Origin of the sequence: Diaphorobacter nitroreducens (genome assembly GCF_002214645.1) — a bacterium.
GTDB lineage: Bacteria > Pseudomonadota > Gammaproteobacteria > Burkholderiales > Burkholderiaceae_C > Diaphorobacter > Diaphorobacter nitroreducens.
Map to the genome: position 1 here is coordinate 2,938,435 of NZ_CP016278.1, position 14,240 is coordinate 2,952,674.

22 protein-coding genes are annotated in these 14,240 nt (G+C 65.2%); 4 read left to right on the plus strand and 18 right to left on the minus strand.

Annotated features, from left to right (window positions below):
• Positions 1–16: 16 nt before the first annotated feature.
• The gene (gene lipA, locus BA022_RS13770) at positions 17–997 is read left to right on the plus strand and encodes a lipoyl synthase (RefSeq protein ID WP_011803762.1); all 981 of its coding nucleotides are present in this window, start codon (positions 17–19) and stop codon (positions 995–997) included.
• 71 nt (positions 998–1,068) lie between these two features.
• Here lipA and ptsP read toward each other — a convergent pair whose 3' ends face one another.
• From ptsP to BA022_RS13795, 5 genes are read right to left on the minus strand one after another with little or no spacing between them, the layout of a single operon-like run.
• Positions 1,069–2,838 carry a phosphoenolpyruvate--protein phosphotransferase gene (gene ptsP, locus BA022_RS13775; RefSeq protein WP_088887828.1) on the minus strand — a complete coding sequence of 590 codons (1,770 nt, stop codon included), beginning with the start codon at positions 2,836–2,838 and terminating at the stop codon, positions 1,069–1,071.
• Between the two features lie 18 nt (positions 2,839–2,856).
• Positions 2,857–3,126 (minus strand): HPr family phosphocarrier protein, encoded by a 270-nt coding sequence (locus BA022_RS13780; RefSeq protein WP_011803760.1) that lies wholly within the window; start codon positions 3,124–3,126, stop codon positions 2,857–2,859.
• On the minus strand, positions 3,095–3,544 hold the full coding sequence (locus BA022_RS13785; protein ID WP_011803759.1) for a PTS sugar transporter subunit IIA: 450 nt from the start codon (positions 3,542–3,544) through the stop codon (positions 3,095–3,097). Before BA022_RS13785 ends, BA022_RS13780 begins: the two co-directional genes overlap by 32 nt.
• Complete coding sequence (locus BA022_RS13790; RefSeq protein ID WP_088887829.1) at positions 3,541–4,779, minus strand: MFS transporter; 1,239 nt, start codon at positions 4,777–4,779, stop codon at positions 3,541–3,543. The genes BA022_RS13785 and BA022_RS13790 overlap by 4 nt, the downstream gene beginning before the upstream one ends.
• Positions 4,776–5,339: a hypothetical protein gene (locus tag BA022_RS13795; protein ID WP_088887830.1), complete on the minus strand. Its 564-nt coding sequence runs from the start codon at positions 5,337–5,339 to the stop codon at positions 4,776–4,778. Before BA022_RS13795 ends, BA022_RS13790 begins: the two co-directional genes overlap by 4 nt.
• A 253-nt stretch (positions 5,340–5,592) precedes the next feature.
• Between BA022_RS13795 and BA022_RS13800 the strand changes: the two genes are divergently transcribed.
• Positions 5,593–6,096: a TlpA disulfide reductase family protein gene (locus BA022_RS13800; RefSeq protein ID WP_088887831.1), complete on the plus strand. Its 504-nt coding sequence runs from the start codon at positions 5,593–5,595 to the stop codon at positions 6,094–6,096.
• A 95-nt stretch (positions 6,097–6,191) separates the two neighbouring features.
• Here the strand turns inward: BA022_RS13800 and BA022_RS13805 are convergent, their stop codons facing one another.
• Positions 6,192–6,653, minus strand: coding sequence for a c-type cytochrome (locus BA022_RS13805; protein ID WP_088887832.1), 462 nt, complete (start codon positions 6,651–6,653; stop codon positions 6,192–6,194).
• A 180-nt stretch (positions 6,654–6,833) separates the two neighbouring features.
• Between BA022_RS13805 and BA022_RS13810 the strand changes: the two genes are divergently transcribed.
• The gene (locus BA022_RS13810; protein ID WP_088887833.1) at positions 6,834–7,502 is read left to right on the plus strand and encodes a cytochrome b/b6 domain-containing protein; all 669 of its coding nucleotides are present in this window, start codon (positions 6,834–6,836) and stop codon (positions 7,500–7,502) included.
• Positions 7,503–7,543: 41 nt separating this feature from the next.
• Positions 7,544–8,059, plus strand: a complete 516-nt coding sequence (locus BA022_RS13815; protein ID WP_088887834.1) for a GNAT family N-acetyltransferase — start codon at positions 7,544–7,546, stop codon at positions 8,057–8,059.
• 143 nt (positions 8,060–8,202) lie between these two features.
• Here BA022_RS13815 and BA022_RS13820 read toward each other — a convergent pair whose 3' ends face one another.
• From BA022_RS13820 to rpsJ, 12 genes are all read right to left on the minus strand, one after another.
• Positions 8,203–8,709: a peroxiredoxin gene (locus BA022_RS13820; RefSeq protein ID WP_012655364.1), complete on the minus strand. Its 507-nt coding sequence runs from the start codon at positions 8,707–8,709 to the stop codon at positions 8,203–8,205.
• A gap of 114 nt (positions 8,710–8,823) precedes the next feature.
• The gene (rpsQ, locus tag BA022_RS13825; RefSeq protein ID WP_011803751.1) at positions 8,824–9,093 is read right to left on the minus strand and encodes a 30S ribosomal protein S17; all 270 of its coding nucleotides are present in this window, start codon (positions 9,091–9,093) and stop codon (positions 8,824–8,826) included.
• 9 nt (positions 9,094–9,102) lie between these two features.
• Complete coding sequence (gene rpmC, locus BA022_RS13830; RefSeq protein WP_011803750.1) at positions 9,103–9,300, minus strand: 50S ribosomal protein L29; 198 nt, start codon at positions 9,298–9,300, stop codon at positions 9,103–9,105.
• Positions 9,301–9,312: 12 nt separating this feature from the next.
• Positions 9,313–9,729: a 50S ribosomal protein L16 gene (rplP, locus tag BA022_RS13835; protein ID WP_011803749.1), complete on the minus strand. Its 417-nt coding sequence runs from the start codon at positions 9,727–9,729 to the stop codon at positions 9,313–9,315.
• A gap of 2 nt (positions 9,730–9,731) precedes the next feature.
• Complete coding sequence (gene rpsC, locus BA022_RS13840; RefSeq protein WP_012655363.1) at positions 9,732–10,598, minus strand: 30S ribosomal protein S3; 867 nt, start codon at positions 10,596–10,598, stop codon at positions 9,732–9,734.
• A gap of 16 nt (positions 10,599–10,614) precedes the next feature.
• Positions 10,615–10,947, minus strand: coding sequence for a 50S ribosomal protein L22 (gene rplV / locus BA022_RS13845; protein ID WP_011803747.1), 333 nt, complete (start codon positions 10,945–10,947; stop codon positions 10,615–10,617).
• Positions 10,948–10,956: 9 nt separating this feature from the next.
• Entirely contained in the window at positions 10,957–11,235 is a 279-nt protein-coding gene (rpsS, locus tag BA022_RS13850) for a 30S ribosomal protein S19 (RefSeq protein WP_011803746.1), read from the minus strand.
• A gap of 10 nt (positions 11,236–11,245) precedes the next feature.
• Positions 11,246–12,070 carry a 50S ribosomal protein L2 gene (gene rplB, locus BA022_RS13855; RefSeq protein WP_011803745.1) on the minus strand — a complete coding sequence of 275 codons (825 nt, stop codon included), beginning with the start codon at positions 12,068–12,070 and terminating at the stop codon, positions 11,246–11,248.
• 3 nt (positions 12,071–12,073) lie between these two features.
• On the minus strand, positions 12,074–12,388 hold the full coding sequence (gene rplW, locus BA022_RS13860) for a 50S ribosomal protein L23 (protein ID WP_011803744.1): 315 nt from the start codon (positions 12,386–12,388) through the stop codon (positions 12,074–12,076).
• A complete protein-coding gene (rplD, locus tag BA022_RS13865) occupies positions 12,385–13,005 on the minus strand; it encodes a 50S ribosomal protein L4 (RefSeq protein WP_011803743.1) in 621 nt (206 codons plus the stop codon). Before rplD ends, rplW begins: the two co-directional genes overlap by 4 nt.
• On the minus strand, positions 13,005–13,679 hold the full coding sequence (gene rplC, locus BA022_RS13870) for a 50S ribosomal protein L3 (RefSeq protein WP_011803742.1): 675 nt from the start codon (positions 13,677–13,679) through the stop codon (positions 13,005–13,007). Before rplC ends, rplD begins: the two co-directional genes overlap by 1 nt.
• 249 nt (positions 13,680–13,928) lie before the next feature.
• Positions 13,929–14,240 carry a 30S ribosomal protein S10 gene (gene rpsJ, locus BA022_RS13875; protein ID WP_003059431.1) on the minus strand — a complete coding sequence of 104 codons (312 nt, stop codon included), beginning with the start codon at positions 14,238–14,240 and terminating at the stop codon, positions 13,929–13,931.

Consider the following 14,240-nt stretch of genomic DNA (forward strand, 5'->3'; position numbering starts at 1 on the left):
CTCTCCCTCAGCAGCCATGAGCACTCCCGACGTCGTGCGCGAAGCGCAGTCCACCGAAGCCTACAACCCGCTGGCCAAGCAGAAGGCCGCGGCCAAGCTGTCGCGCATCCCGATCAAGGTCGAGCAGGGTGAGGTCCTCAAGAAGCCCGAGTGGATTCGCGTGAAGGCAGGCAGTCCCACCACGCGCTTTTACGAGATCAAGAACATCCTGCGCGAGCACAAGCTGCACACGGTGTGCGAGGAAGCCAGCTGCCCCAACATCGGCGAATGCTTTGGCAGGGGCACGGCCACGTTCATGATCATGGGCGACAAGTGCACGCGCCGCTGCCCGTTCTGCGACGTGGGCCACGGCCGCCCCGACCCGCTGGACAAAGACGAGCCGCTGAACCTCGCCAAGACGATTGCCGCGCTGCGCCTGAAGTACGTGGTCATCACCAGCGTGGACCGCGACGATCTGCGCGACGGCGGCTCGGGCCACTTCGTGGAGTGCATCCAGCGTACCCGCGAACTCTCGCCCAGCACGCAGATCGAGATCCTCACGCCCGACTTCCGCGGCCGCGACGACCGTGCGCTCGAAATCCTCAAGGCCGCGCCCCCGGACGTGATGAACCACAACCTGGAAACCGTGCCGCGCCTGTACAAGGAAGCGCGCCCCGGCTCCGACTACCAGTTCAGCCTCAACCTGCTCAAGAAGTTCAAGCAACTGCACCCCGGCGTGCCCACCAAGAGCGGCCTGATGGTGGGCCTGGGCGAGACGGACGAGGAAATTCTGGAAGTCATGCGCGACATGCGCGCACATGGCATCGAGATGCTGACCATCGGCCAGTACCTCGCCCCCAGCAACAGCCACCTGCCCGTGCGCCGCTACGTGCACCCCGACACCTTCAAGATGTTCGAGGAAGAAGCCTATAAGATGGGCTTCAGCCATGCCGCAGTAGGTGCCATGGTGCGCTCCAGCTACCACGCCGACCAGCAGGCGCACGCCGCTGGCGTTTGACTCGGAATACAAGTCAAATCGGCCTCTAGGCCAATACTGACAAGCGCTAGCAGCTATTATTTAAATAGCGATCAGAGCGCTTGCAACGACGCAGCCGGATCGTCCGCATCCAACAGCTGCTGCGCCCACTCGCCCAGCTTGCGCGCGTCGGCGCGCAGCACCTCCTGCTTGACGGCCAGGATCTGCGCCGGCTGCATGGAGAAGCTGCGCAGGCCCAGGCCCAGCAGCAGCCGGGTCATGGCGACATCGCCCGCCATCTCGCCGCACACGCTCACGCTCTTGCCCTGGCGCGCGCCCTCCGCGATCACGTCGGCCACCAGCCGCAGCACGGCCGGGTGCAACGGGTCGTACAGGTGGGCCACGGCCTCGTCCGCGCGGTCGATGGCCAGCGCGTACTGGATCAGGTCGTTGGTGCCGATCGAGAGAAAGTCGAAGTAGCGCAGGAACTGGCGCACCATGAGCGCCGCAGCCGGCACCTCGATCATGGCGCCCAACTGCACCGCACCGTAGGCAGCGCCGCGTGCGTCCAGCTCGGCGCGCGCCAGGTCCACCTGGGCCAGCGTCTGCCGGATCTCGCTCACATGCGCGAGCATGGGGAACAGCAGCCGCACCGGGCCGTGTGCCGCAGCGCGCAACACCGCGCGCAGCTGGGTGCGGAACATGGCCGGATCGGCCAGGCTCCAGCGGATGGCGCGCAGGCCCAGCGCCGGGTTGAGCGAACTGTCCTTGTACCCTTTGTCCAGCGGCTTGTCGGCGCCCACATCGACGGTGCGGATGGTCACGGGCAGGCCCTGCATGCCCTCCACCGCCTCGCGGTAGGCGCGGTACTGCTCCTCCTCGTCCGGCAGGCGGCCGCTGCGGCCCATGAACAAAAATTCGCTGCGAAACAACCCCACGCCCGCCGCGCCCGCGCGCAACGCGGCACCCGCATCACCGGGCTGCTCGATGTTGGCCAGCAGCTCAATGGCCTGTGCATCCAGCGTGACGGCCGGCGTGTGGCGCAGCCGCATGAGGCGCTCGCGCTCCAGCGTGATCTGGCGCTGGCGAAAGCCGTATTCCGCCAGGATGATCGGCGTGGGGTCGACGATGACCACGCCGGCATCGCCGTCGATGATGACCCAGTCGTCCTGTCGCACCAACTGGCTGGCGCTGCGCGCGCCCACCACAGCGGGGATGTCCATGCTGCGCGCCACGATGGCCGTGTGGCTGGTCTTGCCCCCCACGTCGGTCACGAAGCCGGCGAACACACTCTGCTTGAACTGCAGCATGTCGGCCGGCGACAGGTCGTGCGCCACCAGCACCAGCGGCGCATCGGCCGCGCCGCCCAGCAGGAACTCCGCCTCCGCACCCGCCTCGGCCTGGCGGCGCGGGGCGGAGGGCGGCGGCGCGACGGGGCTGGCCACGCCGCGCATGTGGCGCAGGATGCGCTCCACCACCTGTTCCAGGTCGGCCTTGCGCTCGCGCAGGTAGTCGTCCTCCATTTCGTCGAACTGGCGGCTGATGATCTCCAACTGCGTGGTCAGCGCCCACTCGGCGTTGTAGAGGCGGTCGGTGATCCAGTGCTTGACGCCGTTGACCAGCATCTCGTCCTGCAGCAGCATCAGGTGCACGTCCAGCAGCGCGGCCAGCTCGGGCGGCGCGTCGTGCGGCATGTCGGCCTGCAGGCGCTGCAGCTCCTCGGCCACCGCGTCCCGTCCGCGGCGCGCACGCAGGATCTCGGCCTCGACCTGGCCGGGCTCGATGAAGTAGTGCACCACCTCCATGCGGCTGGATACCGCGAGCACCGCCCGCCCGATGGCGATGCCGCGCGCGACAGCCAGACCGTGGATGGAGAAGGTCATGCGTGCCTCGCCTGCGGTTTATTCGCCCTCGCCAAACTTGCCATCGATGAGCGCGACAAGCGCATCCATGGCTTCCTGCTCCTGCGCGCCATCGGTCTCGATCTCGACCTCGGACCCCATGCCCGCCGCCAGCATCATCACCCCCATGATGCTCTTGGCATTGATGCGGCGTTCTCCCTTGCGCATCCAGACGTCGCAGGGAAAACTGCCCGCCATCTTGGTGAGTTTGGCGGAGGCGCGGGCATGCAGGCCCAGCTTATTGCTGATGGTGATGTTCTTCTTGATCATGAGACGGACGTCGGTTTTGATTCTGCGGCGCGGCCGCGCCCACCTGCATCACACCCTGCGTGCCACCCACGAGGGCGCGTGCCACCAGCGCATCCAGCGGCTCGCTACGGTAGCTCACGGCGCGCAGCAGCATGGGCAGGTTCACGCCCGCCACCAGGCGGGACTGCAGGCCGTCCACCAGCCGCTGGGCCACGTTGCAGGGCGTGGCGCCGAACAGGTCGCTCAGCACCAGCACCGAGGCCTCGCCCTGCTGCTCCATCAGCGCGCGGGCGGCCGACAGCGTGGCCTCGGGGGCCTCATGGGGCGGCACGTCCAGCGCCAGCACCTCCTGCCAGCAGTCGGGGAACACGTGCAGCGCGCATTCACGCAGCGCATGGGCCAAAGGGGCGTGGGCGATGATGAGAAGGCGCGTATTCATGGGGTGCTGCAGTGCAGTGCATTATCACCGTGCACGCGCCGCGCCATGAACCATGCATAGGCTCCCGCCGTGCAGGCCAGGTGTAGCGCCATGGCGGCCCGGTAGGCGCGCGCCATGTCCAGCCCGGCGGCCACGAACGCGTCCACCGCCAGGCCAATACCCCATTGCACGGCAAACACCCCCGCAAAGATCACCAGGTTGTACGCCGACAGCGCGCGCCCCGCCAGCGCCTGCGGGAACGCCAATGCCACCGCGGGCTGCGACAGCGCCACGCTGGTGCATGACACGCAATACAGCGCCCAGGCCGCGGCGCCCGCACGTCCGCCCGCCAACACAATGCCCGCCAGCACCAGCAGTGACAGCGGCAAACTCGCGGCCATCACCGGGTCGGCCCCGCCCACGCGGCGCAGCAACCACGGGCTGGCCATGCCCCAGGTCCAGAAGGTGAGCAGCATGCTCACATTGATCCAGAACAGCCCGGTGGCGGCCTGCAACGGCGTATAGCCGGCCACGTGCTGCATCCAGGGCGCGGCCCACAGCGTCTGCACCGCGACCATGCCGCCATAGCAGAAGAAGCCCAGCGGCGCCGTGCGCAGGAAGTACGGATGGCGCCACACCTGTGCATAGCCCGTTTCTACGCCTGCTCCCGACTCTGCCGGCGCCTGCGGCCAGCGCGGCACGCCCAGCGCCAGCAGCGCCATGGCCAGCACGATGAGCGCCGCCAGCCCCCAGAACAACGGGCGCCACCCTGCCAGTGGCAGCAGCCACTGCACCGGCAGCGTGGACGCCACCATGCCCAGCGAACCGGTCATCAGCATCCAGGAGTTGGCGCGCAGCTGCGCACCAGGCTCCAGCCAGCGCCGGAACCCCGTGAGCGGAGCCATCAGGCAGGCGCTGACGCCCGCGCCGCACAGCATGCGCCCCGCAAGCAGCCCCGAGAAGCCCGTGGCCCAGGAGAACACCAGGCACCCCGCCACCGCCACACCCAGAAAACCCAGCAGCACCACGCGCGGGCCGTGACGATCCAGCCACCGGCCCAGCGGCAGTTGCGTGAGCGCGAAACCCAGGAAGTAGCCACCCGCCAGCAGCCCCAGGTCGCGCGCGTGCAACTGGAACTCGGCCTCCAGTGTGGGCGCCAGAGTGGCGGTGATCGCGCGCAGCAGCGCCGAGATGAAGTAGGTGAACGCAAAGGCCAGGAAGACGACCACGGCCGTGCGCCGCGTGAGCACGCTCATGGCTGCAGCGCCAGGCTGGCGAAGAAGGTGTCAGCCGCCGTGGCCGTCGTGCGGCGCGGCGCATAGACCGCCGCGTGGTACAGACGTGCCTGGCCGCCCTCCAGGCGCGCGAACCACACGGCATCGACGGTGACGGCCGAGCCGCCGGGCGCCTGGCCCTGCGCCTGCAGCCGCACCGACTGCGGCACAGCCAGCGCGCGCGTGGGCACGAAGGCGACGGGTGCAGCCGGCTGCGAAGCGCGCATGCCGGCCTGTACGGCCGCCTGCCAGCGCGCCAGCATCGCCCCGGCCTGCGCCGCTTCGGCCAGCGGCATGTGGGATACGGCGAAGGTGGCGCCATCGGCCTCACAGCCGACCATGGCGAGCGGCACGGCGCCCGTGCCCAGGTCCACGGGCCGGCTCGCATACTCGGGCTTGCAGGGCAGCGTCAGCGCCAGGCCGGCGTCGGACAAGGTGACGCTGCGCCAATTCAGCGCAGGGCTGCAGGCGGCCAGCGCCAGCATGCTGGCCGCGAAGGCCAGGGTCAGGAGACGGCGCGCGCCGGCAGGAGCAAGGGTCATGTGCCTGATTATTCCCAGCGCCACCCTGGCTGGCTGCTGGCGGTTGCCCCTCTAGACGGCGCACGGTATGGACCCCAGGGCTTTGCGCTGGCGCAAACCGCGCGCTCGCGGCCGGCCGTCCGGTGAACTTACCGCCTTGCTGGCAATCCCATGGTGGCGAGTGCTGGAACGCCCCGCGCGGCACAATCCCGTACCTATCGCGTCAAACACACGAACGGCCACCCGAACGGCGGCCCACACGGAGTACCTGGTTATGCAGATCAAGAAATGGCTGGCGGCGGGCGCCCTGGTGGCGGGCGCTGCCGTGGGCGCCGTGGTGGGGCTTGGCTCGGGCACGTCCCAGGCACCGCAGTCCACGTTCGTTCTGCTCGACGGTTCGCAGCAGACCACCGCCGACCTCAAGGGCAAGGTGGCGCTGGTGAACTTCTGGGCCACCAGCTGCACCACCTGCGTGGCGGAGATGCCCGAGATCGTCGCAACCTACGACAAGTACAAAGGCCAGGGCTTCGAGACGCTGGCCGTGGCCATGAGCTACGACCCGCCGAGCTACGTGGTCAACTTCACCGAGACGCGCAAGCTGCCGTTCAAGGTGGCCATCGACAACACCGGCGCCGTGGCCAAGGCCTGGGGCGACGTGAAGCTCACCCCCACCACGTACATCGTCAACAAGCGCGGAGAGATCGTGAAGAGCTACATCGGCGCGCCCGATTTCGAGGAGCTGCACAAGCTCATCGAACGCCTGCTGGCCGAAGCTTGAGGCACCTTTCTTCAGAAAAAAGGCCAATTTCCTGAGCGAAATCGGCCTTTTGCGCTTATGCAACAAGCGCTGACAGCTACTAATTTAATAGTACATCAACGTGCGCGGTAGGCGTCGTGGCACGCCTTGCAGGAATTGGCCGCCGGGCCGAACGCGGCCTTCAGGTTGTCCAGGCTGCCCGTCTTGGCGGCGGCGGCCAGCTTGGCGGCCTCGGCCTGGAACTTGTCGGCATACTCCTGGAACTTGGCCTGTTCGGTCCACACGCCGGGCTTGGCCTTGGTGGGAGCGCCCTTGTCCGTGCCGGGGCCGAAGCCGGCCCACGGCAAAGCGGCCAGGGCGGCAACGGTATCGGCATTCTCTTGCGCAGCCTTCGCGTCGAACGGCACGCGGCCATTGGCCATAGCGCCGATGCGGCCGAAATGCTGTCCCATCACGAACAGCGCACCCTGGCGGTACTTGATGGCATCTTCTGGCTTGGCGAACTGGGCAGCGGCGGGCAGCGACACCAGCGTGGCGGCTGCTGCGGTGGCGGCAAGAGCGAGGGCTTTGATTGGCATGGAATGCACCTTGTCGTGGGGAAGGGAATGGCTGCGGCGACGGCTGGACGCCCTGCGCCGGCGCGCAGTATGGCGCGGCCGCGTGACGCCATGGCCGCAAGCGCCCGAAGGGCAGTCGGATATAGCCCGCCGGGGGCACGCTGGGCACAATAGCCGCGTCCTCCGCTCCCCCGCTTCACCATGCCGCACACCGTACGCATCTGGGATTTGCCGACCCGGCTGTTCCACTGGTCGCTCGCCGTGACCACCGTCGCCCTGGTCGTCACCGCCAAGCTGGGCGGCAACGCCATGCAGTGGCATCTGCGGCTGGGCTACGTGATGCTGGCGCTGCTGGCCTTTCGCCTGGCCTGGGGCCTGGTGGGCGGACGCTGGTCGCGTTTTGCGAGCTTCCTGCCCACACCCGCGCGCCTGCGCAGCCACTTCGCCAACCAGGAAGGCAAGGTGACCAGCCCGGGCCATTCGCCGCTGGGCGCACTGTCGGTCTTTGCCCTGCTGGCGGTGCTGCTGGCCCAGGTAGGCACCGGCCTGCTGAGCGACGACGAGATCGCCTTCGCTGGTCCGCTCACGCGCTTCGTTTCTGGCGAGTGGGTATCGCAGGCCACTTGGTATCACAAGGACGTGGGCCAATTCCTGCTGTTGGGGCTCGTCGCGCTGCACCTGGCGGCGATTGTTTTCTATGCCCTGGTGCGCCGTCAGGCCCTGGTGGGCCCCATGGTGCACGGCAATCGTCAACTGCCCGGGGCCACACCCGCATCGCGCGACGATGCGCTCAGCCGCGCAGGGGCGGCCCTTGTGGCGGCTCTGAGCGCGCTGCTGGCCTGGTGGGTCGCCAGCCTGGGGGCTTTTTGAGTGCCCACAGCGGTGCGGCTACACTGGCCCCTGCCTTTTTCATGCCGGATTCTTTCTGCACAGTGGACCATTCCCCTGACGTTACGCTGCTGAGCCCCGCCCTGCCCCACGAGATGCACGTGGTGCGCGACATCTTCCAGGAATATGCCGACACCCTGGACGTGGACCTGTCGTTCCAGAACTTTGCGCAGGAACTCGCCACCCTGCCGGGCGAATACGCGCCGCCGCGTGGCCATATCCTGCTGGCCGAAGTGGAGGGCAGCATTGCCGGGTGCTGCGCCCTGCGGCCGCTGGACACCGCCGACTACCCCAACGCCTGCGAGATGAAGCGTCTGTACGTGCGCAAGGCGTTCCGCGGCTTCGGCCTGGGGCGGCAGTTGGCCGAGGCCATGCTGGACCAGGCGCGGCAGGCCGGCTATGCCTGCGTGTTGCTGGACACGCTGGACGGCATGGAATCGGCGCGTGCGCTGTATTCCGAACTGGGCTTTGAGGAAATACCGCCGTACTACCACAACCCCCTGCCGGGTTCGCACTACCTGAAAGCGGAAATTTACTAGCCTTTTAGGCCTCTAGCGCTTATCTGGAAAGCGTTAACAGCTATCCAAATAATAGTAAAGCCGCCCACATCTCGCGACGGGGCGGCGTTTCGCCTGCGGCGTGGTGCCAGCACCGGAGCCCTCCGATACCAGCGCCAGCGGCGTCAGCCCTTGGCCTGGCCGAGCAGCGTAGCGGCGTCGCTCACCTCGAACTTGCCCGGCGCCTCGACGTTCAGTGCAACCACCTTGCCGTCCTTGACCAGCATGGAATAGCGGTTGCTGCGCAGGCCCAGGCCCTTGCCGTTCAAGTCCAGCGTCAAACCGGTGGCCTTGGCGAACGCGGCGTCGCCGTCCGCCAGCATGCGCACCTTGCCATCGGTCTTCTGGTCGCGCGCCCACGCGCCCATCACGAAGGCATCGTTCACCGACAGGCACCAGATCTCATCCACGCCGGCAGCCTTCAGGTCACCCGCCTGCTCCACGTAGCCGGGTACGTGCTTGGCCGAGCAGGTGGGTGTGAAGGCGCCCGGCACCGCGAACAGCGCAATCGTCTTGCCCGCGGCGGCCTTTTGCACATCCACCGGGTTCGGGCCGAGGCTGCAGCCATTGCCCTCGACTTCCGAGTACTCCATCAGTGTGATGGCGGGCAGCGTGTCGCCGACTTGGATCATGAGAATCTCCTTGCTGGGTTGGAGGGCCCTGGCAGGATCTGCGGGCCCCAAAAAGAAAAACGACCCACATTGTGGGTCGTTTCTCGGAGGCGCGCAGACGGCGTCTGCGAAGGCTTAGAGCAGCCCGGCCTTTTGCACCAGGCGTGTGGCCACCCAGTTCTTGGTCTTGGAGAGCGGACGGCTCTCCGTGATCTCGATGGTGTCGCCCATCTTGTACTCGCCATTCTCATCATGGGCGTGGTACTTGCTCGACTTGATCATGATCTTGTCGTAGATGGGGTGCTTCACACGGCGCTCGACCAGCACGGTCACGGTCTTGGCGCGCTTGTCGCTGACCACCTTGCCAACCAAGGTGCGCTTGAGGGATTTTTTAGCTTCCGTCATGTCGGCTCCTTACTTGGCGGCTTGCTTTTCAGCAAGAATGGTCTTGGCGCGGGCGATGTCGCGGCGCGTGGCCTTCAGCGTGGCAGTGTTGCCCAGCTGTTGCGTGGCCTTTTGCATGCGCAGGCCGAAATGGGCCTTTTGCAGCGATTTGATTTCGGCTTCCAGGCCGGCCACGTCTTTTTGGCGGAGTTCAGCAGATTTCGTCATGTTGATTTCTCCTTAGGCGCCAATCTGACGGGCAACGAACGTGGTGCGCAGCGGCAGCTTGGCGGCAGCCAGGCGGAACGCTTCGCGGGCCAGTTCTTCGGGCACGCCAACGATCTCGAACACCACCTTGCCGGGCTGGATCTCAGCCACGTAGTACTCGGGGTTGCCCTTACCGTTACCCATACGCACTTCAGCGGGCTTGGTAGAGATCGGCTTGTCGGGGAACACGCGGATCCAGATACGGCCACCACGCTTGACATGGCGGGAGATCGCACGGCGTGCGGCCTCGATCTGGCGGGCCGTCAGACGGCCACGGTCCGTACACTTCAGACCGAAGTCACCGAAAGCCACCGAATTGCCACGCGTGGCAACGCCGGTGTTGCGGCCTTTTTGCTCCTTACGGAACTTGCGGCGAGCAGGTTGCAGCATGTTTATTCTCCTTTACCGTCCGCCGCTGCGGCAGCGGGCGCGCTCTTGACGCGCTTAACGGAATCGCCACCAGCGCCGGCAGGCTTGTCGCTACCGTCGGCAGGGGCTGCATTGGTGCCCATCGGGCGGCGGCCGCCACGGCCAGCACCGGCGCGGTCGCCTGGGCGGCCATCGCGGCGCGGGCCACGGGGACGGCGCTCTTCTTCAGGACGCGGCGTCTCGGCGGCGGGCAGATCGTTGCGGCCCAGCGTGTCGCCCTTGTAGACCCACACCTTCACGCCGATCACACCATAGGTGGTCTTGGCTTCGGAGGTGCCGTAGTCGATGTCGGCGCGCAGGGTGTGCAGCGGCACACGGCCTTCGCGGTACCACTCGGTACGGGCGATTTCGATGCCGTTCAGACGGCCCGAGGACATGATCTTGATGCCCTGGGCGCCCAGGCGCATCGCGTTCTGCATGGCGCGCTTCATGGCGCGGCGGAACATGATGCGCTTTTCCAGCTGCTGGGTGATCGAGTCGGCGATCAGCTTGGCATCGATTTCGGGCTTGCGCACTTCTTCGATGTTCACGGCGACAGGCACGCCCAGGCGGGTCGCGAGTTCCTTCTTCAGGTTCTCGATGTCCTCGCCCTTCTTGCCGATCACCACGCCGGGACGTGCCGAGAAGATCGTGATACGGGCGTTCTTGGCAGGACGCTCGATCAGGATGCGCGACACAGCGGCGTTCTTCAGCTTGGCCTTCAGGTACTCGCGCACCTTGATGTCTTCGGCCAGCATGCCGGCGAAGTCACGGTTGCTGGCATACCAGCGGCTGGCCCAGTTGCGGCTTACAGCAAGGCGGAAGCCGGTAGGATGGATTTTCTGTCCCATATTCTTCCTTTAGGCCTCAGTTACCCACGGTCACGTAGATGTGGCACGTGGGCTTGCTGATGCGGTTGCCGCGACCCTTGGCGCGCGCGGTGAAGCGCTTGAGCGTGGTGCCTTGCTCGACGAAGATGGTCTTGACCTTCAGGTCGTCGATGTCGGCGCCGTCGTTGTGCTCGGCGTTGGCGATGGCGGACTCCAGCACCTTCTTGACGATCACGGCAGCTTTTTTCTGCGTGAAGGCCAGGATATTCAGGGCTTGGTCCACTTTCTTGCCGCGGATCAGGTCAGCGACCAGGCGACCCTTGTCCACCGACAGACGGACGCCCCGGAGGACTGCACGTGTTTCAGACATGGTCGTTCCTTACTTCTTCTGGACTTTTTTGTCCGCGGGGTGACCCTTGAAGGTGCGCGTCAGGGCGAATTCGCCCAGCTTGTGGCCCACCATCTGGTCGGTGACATAAACCGGCACGTGCTGCTTGCCGTTGTGCACGGCAATGGTCAGACCGATGAACTCGGGCAGAACCATGGAGCGACGCGACCAGGTCTTGACTGGCTTCTTGTCCTTGGTAGCAATGGCCTTTTCGACCTTGGCGACCAGGTGATGGTCAACAAACGGACCCTTTTTGAGAGAACGAGTCATTTGCTACCCCTTACTTCTTGCGACGCGACACAATCATCACTTGTGTGCGCTTGTTGTTGCGGGTGCGGTAGCCCTTCGTCAGGTTGCCCCATGGGTCAACAGCATGACGGCCCTCGCCGGTACGGCCCTCACCACCACCGTGCGGGTGGTCGATCGGGTTCATGGCAACGCCACGCACCGTGGGACGGATACCCATCCAACGCTTCACACCGGCCTTGCCCAGTTGGCGCAGGCTGTGCTCTTCGTTGGCGACTTCGCCGATCGTGGCGCGGCACTCGATGTGGATCTTGCGCACTTCGCCGGAACGCATACGCACCTGGGCGTACACGCCTTCGCGGGCCAGCAGCGTGGCCGACGTACCAGCGGAGCGGGCGATCTGCGCACCGGCACCGGGCTTGAGCTCGATGCAGTGGATGGTCGAGCCCACGGGAATGTTGCGGATCGGCAGCGTGTTACCGACGCGGATCGGCGCCTCGGAGCCGCTGACGATCGTGGCGCCCACTTCCAGGTTGCGCGGAGCAATGATGTAGCGGCGCTCGCCGTCGGCGTAGCACACCAGGGCGATGTGGGCCGTGCGGTTCGGGTCGTACTCGATGCGCTCCACCTTGGCAGGGATGGCATCCTTGTTGCGACGGAAGTCCACCACGCGGTAGTGGTGCTTGTGGCCACCGCCCTTGTGACGGGTGGTGATGTGACCGTTGTTGTTGCGGCCGGCCTTCTGGAACTGGGGTTCCAGCAGACCTGCAAACGCTTCACCCTTGTACAGGTGGTCACGCGAGATCTTCACCGCGCCGCGCTGGCCCGGGGAAGTCGGTTTGATCTTGATAACGGCCATGGTTTACGCAGCCTCCCCGGACAGGTTCAGCTCTTGACCTTCCTTCAGCAGCACATAGGCCTTGCGCACGTTATCGCGGCGGCCCATGGTCTTGCCAAAGCGCTTGGTCTTGCCTTTGGTGTTCACCACAGAAACGCCCTTCACTTCCACCTTGAACATGAGTTCCACGGCGGCCTTGATCTCGGGCTTGGTTGCGTTCTGCAGCACCTTGAACGTCACAGCATTGGACTTCTCGGCAACCATGGTGGCCTTTTCGGACACGATGGGAGCGACCAACACTTGCATCAGACGACCTTCGTCAAACTTGAGCGTGCTCATGCGAACATCTCCTTGAGTTTGTCGATCGCGCCCTTGGTGACGAGCACTTTCTTGTAGTGCACCAGCGACACGGGATCTGCATAACGCGGCTCGGTCACGAACACGTTCTTCAGATTGCGGGATGCCAGGTACAGGTTTTCGTCCACTTCATCGGCGATCACCATCACCGATTGCAGGTTCATGGCCTTGAACTTGTCGGCCAGGACCTTGGTCTTGGGCGTATCAAGCTTCAGGGAGTCCACCACAGCCAGACGGCCTTCACGGGCCAACTGTGACAGGATGGAAGCCATGCCAGCGCGGTACATCTTCTTGTTGATCTTCTGCGAGAAGTTTTCTTCAGGCAGGTTCGGGAAGATGCGACCGCCCCCACGCCACAGAGGCGAGGAGGTCATACCGGCACGTGCATTGCCAGTACCCTTTTGCTTGAAAGGCTTCTTGGTCGAGTGCTTGACCTGCTCGCGGTCCTTCTGGGCGCGCGTGCCTTGACGGGCGTTGGCCTGGTAAGCGACGACGATCTGATGGATCAGGTCTTCGTTGTACTGACGGTCGAACACGGTCTCGGGCACATCCACCTTGGACGCTGCCTGGCCCTGTTCATTCAGGAGTTCGAGCTGCATTAGTTCGCTCCTTTGGAAGCTTGCGCCTTGACAGCCGGACGCACCGTGACGAACCCACCCTTGGAGCCCGGAACAGCGCCCTTGATCAAGAGCAGTTGGCGTGCTTCGTCGATGCGAACCACGTCGAGGTTTTGCGTCGTGACAGTGACATCACCGAGGTGACCCGTCATCTTCTTGCCAGGGAACACGCGACCCGGATCCTGCGCCATACCGATGGAGCCAGGAACGTTGTGCGAACGGCTGTTACCGTGCGAGGCACGCTGCGAACCGAAGTTGTGGCGTTTGATCGTGCCGGCGAAGCCCTTACCGATCGAGGTGCCCTGCACGTCGACCTTCTGGCCCACGGCGAACACATCAGCCACGGGCACAGCAGCGCCAGCGGCGTACTTGCCTGCGACTTCGGGGGTCACGCGGAATTCACGGATGATTTCACCGGCTTCGACACCCGCCTTGGCGAGGTGGCCAGCTTCAGGCTTGGTCACGCGAGATGCCTTGCGCGAACCGAACGTGACCTGCAGGGACACGTAGCCATCGTTCTCTTGGGTTTTCACCTGGGTCACGCGGTTGTTGGACACATCCACCACCGTGACGGGCACTGCGTCCCCGTCATCGGTGAACAGACGCATCATGCCCACCTTGCGGCCCAGCAACCCGAGGGAGTTGCTCAGACTCATTGGTTGTTCTCCAAAACTTCCGCCGCCCCGACTTCAATTGGCCAGAACGTTTGCACGACGGGCGCTGGCCTCGACGGCTTGCACCTATGTGCGCGAAAGAAGGTTGATAAAACTCCGCATCACGCATCCAAAATTGGACGCAAAAACGCGAAGCCGCAAAGTATAACGCGGACTGCCTTTACAAGCAAGTCCGCGTTGGGGGTGCCCGGCCCTCGGCGAGGACCGGGACGAAGCAAGCAACAGAAGGGATTACTGGAGCTTGATTTCGACGTCCACGCCAGCCGGCAAGTCCAGCTTCATCAGGGCGTCCACCGTCTTGTCCGTGGGATCGACGATGTCCATCAGGCGCTGGTGCGTGCGGATTTCGAACTGGTCGCGGCTGGTCTTGTTGACGTGCGGCGAACGCAGGATGTCGAAGCGCTTCATGCGCGTCGGCAGGGGCACGGGGCCCTTGACGATGGCGCCGGTACGCTTGGCGGTGTCAACGATCTCGGCTGCAGACTGATCGATCAGCTTGTAGTCGAATGCCTTCAGGCGGATACGGATCTTTTGCTTGGACAT